This is a genomic window from Thiolapillus sp. (assembly GCF_048562965.1).
Taxonomy (GTDB): Bacteria; Pseudomonadota; Gammaproteobacteria; order Chromatiales; family Chromatiaceae; genus Thiolapillus; species Thiolapillus brandeum_A.
The window spans coordinates 1-9,762 of sequence record NZ_JBHNMF010000084.1 but is presented as its reverse complement, the minus strand read 5'-3'; the positions used below and the strand labels follow the sequence as shown (position 1 = coordinate 9,762).

13 protein-coding genes are annotated in these 9,762 nt (G+C 55.0%); 4 read left to right on the top strand and 9 right to left on the bottom strand.

The features are described 5' to 3' along the window. From ACOCD2_RS06760 to aprB, 6 genes are all read right to left on the bottom strand, one after another. Positions 1–208, bottom strand: a 208-nt coding sequence (locus ACOCD2_RS06760) for a hypothetical protein (protein ID WP_305800123.1), incomplete at its 3' end; no start/stop codon positions are given. A 103-nt stretch (positions 209–311) separates the two neighbouring features. Next, the gene (locus tag ACOCD2_RS06755) at positions 312–1,205 is read right to left on the bottom strand and encodes a YkgJ family cysteine cluster protein (protein ID WP_293644064.1); all 894 of its coding nucleotides are present in this window, start codon (positions 1,203–1,205) and stop codon (positions 312–314) included. A 99-nt stretch (positions 1,206–1,304) separates the two neighbouring features. Beyond that, positions 1,305–1,718 (bottom strand): type II toxin-antitoxin system VapC family toxin, encoded by a 414-nt coding sequence (locus ACOCD2_RS06750; RefSeq protein WP_293644065.1) that lies wholly within the window; start codon positions 1,716–1,718, stop codon positions 1,305–1,307. Further along, on the bottom strand, positions 1,715–1,939 hold the full coding sequence (locus tag ACOCD2_RS06745; protein ID WP_293644066.1) for an AbrB/MazE/SpoVT family DNA-binding domain-containing protein: 225 nt from the start codon (positions 1,937–1,939) through the stop codon (positions 1,715–1,717). The genes ACOCD2_RS06750 and ACOCD2_RS06745 overlap by 4 nt, the downstream gene beginning before the upstream one ends. Positions 1,940–2,086: 147 nt before the next feature. Next, on the bottom strand, positions 2,087–4,084 hold the full coding sequence (aprA, locus tag ACOCD2_RS06740; RefSeq protein ID WP_293644067.1) for an adenylyl-sulfate reductase subunit alpha: 1,998 nt from the start codon (positions 4,082–4,084) through the stop codon (positions 2,087–2,089). Between the two features lie 56 nt (positions 4,085–4,140). Then, positions 4,141–4,614: an adenylyl-sulfate reductase subunit beta gene (gene aprB, locus ACOCD2_RS06735; RefSeq protein ID WP_293644068.1), complete on the bottom strand. Its 474-nt coding sequence runs from the start codon at positions 4,612–4,614 to the stop codon at positions 4,141–4,143. 342 nt (positions 4,615–4,956) lie between these two features. On the opposite strand from aprB, the gene ACOCD2_RS06730 reads away from it, so the two are divergent. The 4 genes from ACOCD2_RS06730 (at position 4,957) to ACOCD2_RS06715 (ending at position 8,122) form a co-directional block, all read left to right on the top strand. Next, a complete protein-coding gene (locus tag ACOCD2_RS06730; protein WP_293644069.1) occupies positions 4,957–5,610 on the top strand; it encodes a HEAT repeat domain-containing protein in 654 nt (217 codons plus the stop codon). Beyond that, positions 5,607–5,993: a DUF423 domain-containing protein gene (locus ACOCD2_RS06725; protein ID WP_293644070.1), complete on the top strand. Its 387-nt coding sequence runs from the start codon at positions 5,607–5,609 to the stop codon at positions 5,991–5,993. Before ACOCD2_RS06730 ends, ACOCD2_RS06725 begins: the two co-directional genes overlap by 4 nt. Further along, on the top strand, positions 5,990–7,330 hold the full coding sequence (locus ACOCD2_RS06720; RefSeq protein WP_293644071.1) for a sigma-54-dependent transcriptional regulator: 1,341 nt from the start codon (positions 5,990–5,992) through the stop codon (positions 7,328–7,330). The genes ACOCD2_RS06725 and ACOCD2_RS06720 overlap by 4 nt, the downstream gene beginning before the upstream one ends. A 249-nt stretch (positions 7,331–7,579) precedes the next feature. Further along, positions 7,580–8,122, top strand: coding sequence for a sigma-70 family RNA polymerase sigma factor (locus ACOCD2_RS06715; protein ID WP_293644072.1), 543 nt, complete (start codon positions 7,580–7,582; stop codon positions 8,120–8,122). Positions 8,123–8,175: 53 nt separating this feature from the next. Here the strand turns inward: ACOCD2_RS06715 and ACOCD2_RS06710 are convergent, their stop codons facing one another. Genes ACOCD2_RS06710 through ACOCD2_RS06700 form a run of 3 tightly spaced genes read right to left on the bottom strand, consistent with a single transcriptional unit; the run spans position 8,176 to position 9,598 of the window. Then, complete coding sequence (locus ACOCD2_RS06710; RefSeq protein WP_293644073.1) at positions 8,176–8,718, bottom strand: DUF1566 domain-containing protein; 543 nt, start codon at positions 8,716–8,718, stop codon at positions 8,176–8,178. Between the two features lie 22 nt (positions 8,719–8,740). Beyond that, positions 8,741–8,926 carry a DUF1566 domain-containing protein gene (locus ACOCD2_RS06705; RefSeq protein ID WP_293644074.1) on the bottom strand — a complete coding sequence of 62 codons (186 nt, stop codon included), beginning with the start codon at positions 8,924–8,926 and terminating at the stop codon, positions 8,741–8,743. Positions 8,927–8,947: 21 nt separating this feature from the next. Further along, positions 8,948–9,598, bottom strand: coding sequence for a DUF1566 domain-containing protein (locus ACOCD2_RS06700; protein ID WP_293644075.1), 651 nt, complete (start codon positions 9,596–9,598; stop codon positions 8,948–8,950). Between the last annotated feature and the right edge of the window lie 164 nt (positions 9,599–9,762).

Here is a 9,762-nt window from a genome sequence, read left to right as displayed (position 1 = left end):
CCCCGGAAATTCTCTGGTCACTGTGCTGCTGCGCATGGTGGCTTGAATAATTTCTGGGAAACTTCAGATCTTCAATAATTTCACCTTGAATTACTGACGAGTATATTTCCTCATATGTCAGGTTATCATCAAATGCCTCTTCATCAGCATGGTCAGTAATTCTTACCCGACTGTTCCGAATTGAATTGATAATATGCTCTATGTCCATTCGGCTGCTTTTTCTACTTTAACAAAGTAGCAGGCTGCATGATATGGTTTCCCTCTCCCCAGCCCTCTCCCAAAGGGAGAGGGGGTACGGAGCACGGTGAAGGTCAGGTTTCCTTGCGCATCTGTTCTTCGACTTTCTTGTTGCGGGCTTCTATCTCGGCCTGGGTGCGGGCTTCCCAGATTTCCCGTCGCTCTTCCACCCGCTTTTCCCAGACACCGGGTTTTTCAGGGATGATTTTCTCGCCGAACAGGGCCTGGCGCATGAGTTTGTAGCCAAACTGCAGCAGGGCTACATCGTCCTTTTCGATCTGCTCGTAGGTCTCTTCGGGAATATCGTAGCTGGCGCGGAACTTGTCGCTGAGGACGAAGCGGCGGAACATGTCGGTATTGTATGAGGCCATGAAGAACAGTTGCAGACTCATCTCATTGGGTTTGCCCACGCCGGGGCCGGCGGATTTTTTCTTCAGGATCAGTTCGTACCATTCCTTGTTGTAGAAATCGAATTCATCACAGCCCTGCTCTTGGCGGTATTCCTCTACCGTCAGCTCACGGTCTTCCTCGTGGCCCTTGCAGTGCTCTTCGACCACCAGGGAATACTGGATTTGTGGCTCACTGGAATCTTTTTCGCGGATGTTCAGCACCGCCAGGGGATAGTAGCGGCACACTGTAGGGCGGTCTTCATAGACGGTACAGCCCGTTTCTTCATCCAGAAACGGACAGGCGCCATCGTCATGGACTTTCATCTTGAGGCCAGGCACCTGATCCTGATCCATGGGATAGGGCACGGTGTATTTGTCGAGGAATTCTTCGGATGTCATGCCGAAGCGCTGCTTGAGGCGCAGGACATCATAAGGCACAAGCGTGATATCCGAACGCTTGCAACAGGCATTGAAGCAGGAAATACCCTTGTAGCAACTGAACTTCAGCTTGCTGTCTTCCGACAACACTTTCGGCAAGGTAGGGCTCTTGAAGGGAATATCGAATTTTTCGTCACTCATCATTATGACCTCGGGTCATGCGGTATGCCGCTCAGGCATAAAGCTGTCGTATGGGCGTCAATCGCAATGCTTTTCAACCAGGCAATGCGTTTTGCAGACTCAAATATTGTGGGGGTGTATCAATTGTACCCGTGGAAAGTAAGTCTTGTATTTTTGGATATCTCTTGTGATCAGGCCAAACTTCGAGACACTGGCATGTGCGCCGATAAAGAAATCAGGCAATGGCGCATTTTTCGTACCCTTGTTTCTACGGTATTCTAGAAACACTTTTCCCGCTAGAAACAGCGCTTCACGAGGGATTTCCAGCACTTTGACCGACAGAGCGGAAATAGCTTTTTCCAGTTCTTCGATTCGCTCAAAACCTATGGAAACCTCTGTGTACACAATCGAGTTGATATGCATGCTATTGGTTTGCATGTATTTTTCCAGTATATTTTCAGACCATTCAGCCCATACCGGATCGTCTGTAAACAAATCGAGCAACACACAGGAATCAACAAGAACACCATTCATTCTGCATCTCGAGTAAGACCCATAATCTCATCAGTGGACATGCTTGCAGATGCTATTCCCCTGAGTTTGCGTAACTTACCCTTGACCGTTGGCCTGTCGGTCTTCACGATATAGAATTTGTCATCTTCTCTGACAAAGTCCACTTCTGCTTCAGGGGTAATACCCAATGCTTCCCGAACATTTCTCGGGATGGTCACCTGGCCCTTGCTCGTAACTCGCATGATCCTACCTTGAACAGAATAAAGTAATACCAATATGGTATTACCGTTCGGGCTCCAAACGCAAATCTATCCAATGAACAGGTACAAAAATAAAATCCGGGCGCCTCGCGACGCCCGGATTCCCGTCTTCAGACTGTCAAGTAAGGCTTACTTGAACAGCTTGGACTTGTCCACCAGATCTTTGTGGGCACGCTTGAAGCAGGTCCACTTCTTGGTTTCCTTGTCGTAAACGGAGTTTACGAAGCACTTCCAGTTTTCTTCATCAACGAAGTTCTTGTCCATGCGATAGTAGAAACCGGGATAACGGCTCTCTTCACGGAACTGGATGTGTTTCATATGCGCTTCCGCTGTCAGGATGCGATGGTAGTTTTCCCATGCACGCAGGAGCTCGTGGAGGTCCTTGGCACGCATTTTCAGGGAATCTTCCTTCAGCATTTCCAGCTTCTGCTCCGCCAGGTCGAGCATGTGCTCGTTGGTGGTGTAGTAGGTGGCAACACCGGCTACATACTCGTCCATGATCTTCTGCAAACGGAACTGCAGCATGCGGGGAGTGATGTAGTTGGGGTTGACGTCGATGGCTGTGGTGTAGTCCTTGTGCTCGAGATAGTTACGAACAGGACGGTAGATCTCTTCCACCAGCTCATCTACAGATGTTTCCAGTTCTGGAGTCCAGTCTTTGTTGTCCATGACGAACTTGACCATGGACTTGGCGCACATGCGGCCTTCAGCGTGAGAGCCGGAGGAGAACTTGTGACCAGAGGCGCCAACGCCGTCACCAGCGGTGAACAGGCCTTGTACTGTGGTCATACCACGGTAGCCCCAGTTCCAGCCGGAAGGCAGGTGCTCAGGAATGCCGTCGCCCAGACCTTCGTCAGTCGGCGCGCCAACATCTTCAGGACCGGAAACCCAGATACCGCAGCAGCCAGAGTGTGAACCCAGCAGGTACGGCTCGGTAGGCATCAGCTCGGAATTCTTCTTCTCGGGCTCGATGTTCTCACCGGCCCAGATACCGCACTGGCCGATACACATGTCGAGGAAGTCTTCCCATGCTTCTGCTTCCAGGTGCTTGACCTCACGAGGAGACAGGGTCTCACGCAGGTTAGCCAGAGCAGTAACGGTATCCATCCAGATAGGACCGCGGCCTTCCTTCATCTCTTTGAGCATCAGGTGGTTACGCAGGCAGGATGCAGGAACAGCAGCCTGACCATAAGGAGGATAGTCATCCAGCATTTCCTTGTTGCGAACCATGTACGGTTCGCCCACGCCGTTGGTGGCCTGGGATTTGAACAGCAGGAACCACGCGCCAACAGGACCGTAACCGTCTTTGAAACGGGTAGGTACGAAGCGGTTTTCCATCAGAGTCAGCTCAGCACCGGCCTCTGCAGCCATGGAATAGGTGGAACCGGCATTCCATACGGGATACCAGGCACGACCCTGACCTTCACCAACAGAGCGGGGACGGAAGATGTTTACGCAGCCGCCGGCTACCAGCAGGCAGGCCTTGAACTTGTAAACAACCACTTTGTCTTCGCGGGTGGAGAAACCAACAGCACCGGCGATGCGGTTCTTGTCTTTTGCGTCGTTGACCAGCTTGACGATGAAGATACGCTCCTGAATGTTATCAACACCCAGCGCTTTCTTCGCAGCTTCAGCCACGATCCACTTGTAGGATTCACCGTTGATCATGATCTGCCACTTACCGGAACGTACGGGAGTACCGCCGTCTTTCAGGGGAGTCATGCCTTTGGAGCCGTCAAAACGCTCACCGTTCTCGTCCAGTTTCCAGATGGGCAGACCCCATTCTTCGAACAGGTGAACAGACTCGTCAACGTGGCGGCCCAGGTCGTAAGCCAGGTCGTCACGGGTGATACCCATCAGGTCGTTGGAAACCATGCGGGCGTAGTCCGCGGGATCCTGCTCGGGACCAATGTAGGTATTGATCGCGGACAGACCCTGCGCAACAGCACCGGAACGGTCCATGGCGGCCTTGTCAACCAGTTTAACGGAGATATCAACGCCTTCCTTCTTGGCAGCGTCGATCCAGGGGCCAATTTCATATGCGGTACCGCAAGCAGCCATACCACCGCCGATGATGAGGATATCTACCTCTTCTTCGACGACATCGGGATTACCGAATTCAGCCATTTTAATTACCTCTATACTTGAAAGATTAAATTCTGTTGATCACAAACAACTATGGATTACTTGCAGATCAGCTCGCTGGGGTCGCCAGCACGGTAGCCGTTTTGCTCCATGTGGTTGAAGAAGCCAGCTTCGGAGATCTTCGCGAGATCAGCGGCAGGCTTGTTGCCATAAGGATCAATAGAACCTTCCGGAGTAGTACGGATCGGGAACTTGAAACGCTTCATGGTGCCATTACGGAACTTGATGGTCCACATAATGGAATCAGTACCGCGCAGAGGCTGTACGGAAGCACCCAGAGGTACGATATCGGCGTAGGGACGCGCTTCGATAGCGTTCTGAGGGCAGATCTTGATGCAGGAATAGCATTCCCAGCACTGATCAGGCTCCTGGTTGTAAGACTTCATAGCATGGCCGGTCGCAGAACCGTCCATATCGAGTTTCATGAGGTCGTGTGGGCAAATGTACATGCAAGCGGTCTTGTCCTGACCCTTGCAGCCATCGCACTTATCGGTACGCACAAATGTAGGCATCGATAGTTCTCCTTAAGTTTACACTGCAGTGAATATTCACCGCCGAAGCGGTCTTCTTTTCAATTCAGAACAAGTAAAACCCAAGGGCTCACTCGCTCCAAAAAATCTCTAGTTACCCTCTGTGGAAGAACTCGAACGCGGCGCACAAACCACAGCGCAAAGTCGCCCAGGGCAATATAGGGTGAGTAAAAATAGTTTCTTAGCGGCAAAAACGCCAAACAATTTTACCGCCAGCAGGTATAAATAGGCTTTATCTGTAATACTTATAGACCTTGGAAATCAATCAATTAGATGCAAGAATAGGCACCCTTCCCCGACCAATCAACCGCTTAGAACTGATCCATGTCAACTCCTGTACACAACCCTGCAGACGCATTGCTGCTCATCGCCCCCAGCTGCCCTCATTGCCAGTCGGTACTGCACGCCCTTTCGGACCTGGTAAAAAGCGGTGACATCGGTCGGCTGGAGGTGGTCAACATCGCTGTCCACCCCGAAACGGCACAGGAAGTGGGCACCCGCTCGGTTCCCTGGATGCGCATCGGCAACTATGAACTCAACGGCAGCTATTCCACCGGTGAGCTCAAATCCTGGGCGGAAAAAGCTGCCACCGGCGCCCCGGCGGGCGAATATATCCGCGAACTGCTGGAACAGCAGCAGCTTGACCAGGCAATTGCCTATATAGAAGAGTATCCGGACTCACTTCCCCAGCTGCTGGACATGATGCAGGACGAAGAAGACTCCCTCAGTGTGAAATTCGGCCTGGGCGCCATCTTCGAGGCATTGGCAGGCTCGGATCTGCTCAAGACTCTGGTGCCCGAACTGGGCAAACTCGCCACCCATGACAAGGCCAACCTTCGCGGGGACGCCGCCTATTATCTGGGACTGAGCAGCGCACCCGAGGCGGCCAGGTGGCTCAAACCGCTGCTGGACGATCCCCAAGACGACGTGCGCGAAATCGCCGCCGAAGCGCTGGACATGCTGGGCCAGCCCACATGAGCAGCGCACGTGGCTTTCTGGTTTTCGGCGCCATCGCCGGCTTTCTTACGGTGGCCCTGGGCGCTTTCGGCGCCCACGCACTGAAGCAGCTGCTGTCGGCCGACATGCTCGCCATCTTCAACAAGGGCGTGCAATACCAGGGGCTTCATGCTCTGGCCCTGCTGGCCACGGGCCAGCTGTTCAGGGAGTCACCCCTGCCCGCCCTGCGCTGGGCCGGCCGTTTCTTCATACTGGGCATACTCCTGTTCTGTGGCAGCCTGTACCTGCTCGCCATCACACAAACCCGCATGCTGGGTGTAATAACCCCCTTCGGCGGCCTGTCTTTTCTGGCAGGATGGCTGTTTCTGGCTGTCGGCTGCTGGAAAGCGGAGAAGGCGAAATGACCCACAAGTTACTGATCATCGAGGACGACAGCTCCCTGAGCCAGATGCTGACCCTGCATTTCGAGGACCAGGGCATGGAGGTCCAGGTGGCCCACGATTGCCGGACCGCCCTGCGACAGGCCGAATCCCTGCAGCCAGACCTGATACTCCTCGACCAGCAACTGCCCGATGGCCTGGGCAATGAACAGATCCCGCGGCTGCTTGCCATCAGCCCGGCATCTCGCATCATCATGATGACCGGTGTGCACGACCTGGAACTGGCCATACAGGCCATACAGGACGGCGCCGCCGATTTCATCCACAAGCCAGTGAAGACCAGCATCCTGCAGGCCGCCGTGGACAAGGCCCTGGCCTATACCCCGACAGCTGCGCCCACACAGGATCAACCGGCACAACAGATCCGCGAACTCATCGGCCGCAGCGACGCCATGCTGGAGGTGAGCAAACAGATCGCCCTTTCCGCCCAGAGCAAGGCTACCGTGCTCATTACCGGGGAATCAGGCACCGGCAAGGAGATCGTCGCCCGGCTTATTCACCAGTACAGCGGGCTGCCCGGTGAATTCGTGGCCATCAACTGCGCCGCCATCGTCGATACGCTCCTTGAAAGCGAACTGTTCGGCCATGAAAAAGGGGCATTCACCGGCGCCACCAGCAGCAAGCCCGGCCGCTTTCAGCAGGCACAGGACGGTACCCTTTTTCTCGATGAAATCGGCGAGCTGGCGCCGCAGCTGCAGGCCAAGCTGCTGCGCGCCCTGCAGGAACAGGTGGTCGAACCCGTGGGCAGCACTCTTGCCGTAGCCGTCAATGCGCGCATCATCGCCGCTACCCACCGCGACCTGTTCGAAGCCGCCCGGGAGGACCAGTTCAGGGAAGACCTGGCCTACCGGCTGGACGTGGTGCATATCCACCTGCCGCCGCTGCGGGAGCGTCGGGAGGACATCCCCCTGCTGGTGGCGGCATTACTGGCCCGCGCAGCCGGCACGATGGAACGCACGGCGCCCCCCGTCGATCCCCAGGCGATAGACCTGCTGCTGCACCACGAGTGGCCGGGTAACGTGCGCGAACTGGAAAATGTGCTCACCCAGGCCCTGGTACAGGCACGCGAAGGCGCAATCACCGCCGACCTGATCCGTTTTCACGCTCCGCAGGACACAGTGTCTTCCCCTTCCCCGGCTGAAGATGAAGATACCCTGCTGACACTGGAAGAGGTGGAAGCACGACATATCCAGAAGGTGTTGTGGCACACCGGCGGCCACAAGGGCAACACCTGCCAGATCCTCGGCATATCCCGCCCGGCTCTGGACCGGAAGATCAAGAAATACGGGCTTCAGGTATAACCCCGCCTTATTCATGGTGGCGTTCAGTCGCACCAGACCTGCGCCAGGATCCGCGATCCACCATGAATAAGGCGGGATAACGTTTCGTTACATTTTCACGATCTGTTGCACAACTCGTTACGACAGTTTATTACAGACCGTACCGCTAAAAATGCGCTGATTCCTTAATAATCAACAAGTTAATATGTTGGCACGGCTTATGCATTGACTCTTGCAGAACAAGCAAACACGAATCACCGGAGCAAGAACATGAGCCAACTGACAACCACATTCAGCAACACCCTGCCCAAATCGGAAACGCCGGCTGCTCGGGAGATCCGCTTTCAGAACCTGATCGGCAAACACATGACCGATCTTTTTCACTATGCCTACTGGCTGGTGCATGACAAGACCGTCGCCGAAGACCTGGTGCAGGAAACCATGCTGCGCGCCTGGAAAGCCATGGACCGGCTGAAAAAACCCGAAGCTGCCAAGGGCTGGCTGATCACCATCCTGCGCCGTGAGAACGCCCGCCGCTTCGAGCGTTTCCAACCCCAGTTCAGCGCCATACCCGCCGAGGCACTGGAAGAGAAACGCCAGGACTATGACACCTCCACCGAAGCCTTCGTGTTGCGCAATGCCATCGCTGAACTGCCGGAAGAGTATCGTGAGCCCTTGCTGCTGCAGGTGATCCACGGCTATTCCCAGAAAGAGATCGCCGCCGAACTGGGCATTTCCGTGGCCGGCGCCGGCACCCGCCTGTTTCGCGCCCGCAAGAAGCTGCGTACCCTGGTCGAGCCGGTACAGGACTGACCCCTCAGCTGCAGCCGCGCTCTATCAGGCCATTCCCACACGCACTGCGATCCTCAGGGTACGGAACGAACCAGCCTGAGAGACAGAAGATTGTCGCGATCGTAGTTGAAATTGTAGCCAAATTCCGCAAAATTCACGCCCCAGGAAGCAGGCGTGTTGACCGGAAAATCGGTAGTCGGGGATGAACTCCAGAAATCCGAAGCTGGTATCCCCGGAAACACCGCGAGATTTACCGCCGGATCGAAACACTGCTGCTCGATGAGGGTGGCCAGTTCTTTTATATTGGGTACACGCCAGTCGGCATAGCCGGCCACACGACTGGCTGCCGCTGCCTGCAGGGCTTCGCCCCAGGAATAGGTGGCAGCACTGCCACCGGAACAATCCGCACCCGTCTGTCCCAGGGCGCATTTCGTCCACATCAGACCGGTGGTCTTGTGAGTTACCGTCCCATCACCGTTGTCACGAAAATCGATTGTTGGCGTCGTGGGAGAAATTTCACTGTCGCTGCGGCAGGTCTGCGCTTCGCCGACAGAAGCCATGGCCAGCATTGCCACCAGCAACAGGCTTTGAGACTCGAGACTATTCAACTTAAACATCGGGAATACTCCAGTAAATGAATCAGGGCCCTGAACGCACCAGCCTTACAAGCAGCGGAACATTGCGCGGAATACCGCCGAAAAATCCCATGCCGAAATCCACTTCAGATGCCATGGACGGATCAGCCGCGCCGGGCTGCGATGTCCAGAAGTGCGTATTGATGGTATTGGGAAAGTAATTTCCGTCGATGGCGGGAGCCGGAGGCAAGTGGTTGTAACTGACCAGGCTTTACAGCTCCGCCCGGGTCGGCAGGCGCCAATCCGAGAAACCACAGAGCTGCTCCGCATTGCTGCCGTCGACAAGTGCATTCCAGTCAGTAAAATAGTCACCATAACCGCTGCCCTGAGCGGTTTTACCTCCCCAGCGGTAGGTGTTGGACTTGTCGTGAATGCTCCCATCACTGGTCTTCACTTCCCAGATCAGACCGGTGACATTGTCTCTGACACAAGACCAGCTGGCCACAGTCGCTGGCAGGGGATTACCACTGGCGGACAGCTTGGTGAAACTGAAACCGGCATGACCGTCTGCGTTATTGTTGCTGGTCCTGTCACGCCCGGACTCGGCATCCTGACCGGGGAAACCTGTAACCGGGCATGGAAGCGCGTCAGCGCCGGCACCTCTGCAGGCTGTGATGCCCGTATCGTTCAGGGCGACAGATGCCGTATAACGGGGTGCAATATTCAAGAGCGCCCGATCCTGCACCCTGACGGTCCCCTTCAACGTCACCACAGGAGCATACAGGGAGAGCCGCGCCCCGGAAACGACAATAACATTGGGTCCGGCATCAATCCTGCTACTCGACGTGCAGGTAGTCTGTGCGGCACTGTAAGTTTCACCTTCAAGATCACCCGGTGCACCCGAGCAGATTTCTGTTGCCACTGCCGGCACCGCCCAACATCCCAACAGCCCCCAAAGAACCGGCAGGCTGCCTCGCCTGCACTTTTTCCATTTCGTGCTGATTGCATTCTTCATACGACACCTCATGTATCGAAACCAATCATGAAAAAGAGAAATATCAGCTGTTTTTCATCTCACCTTCTAAT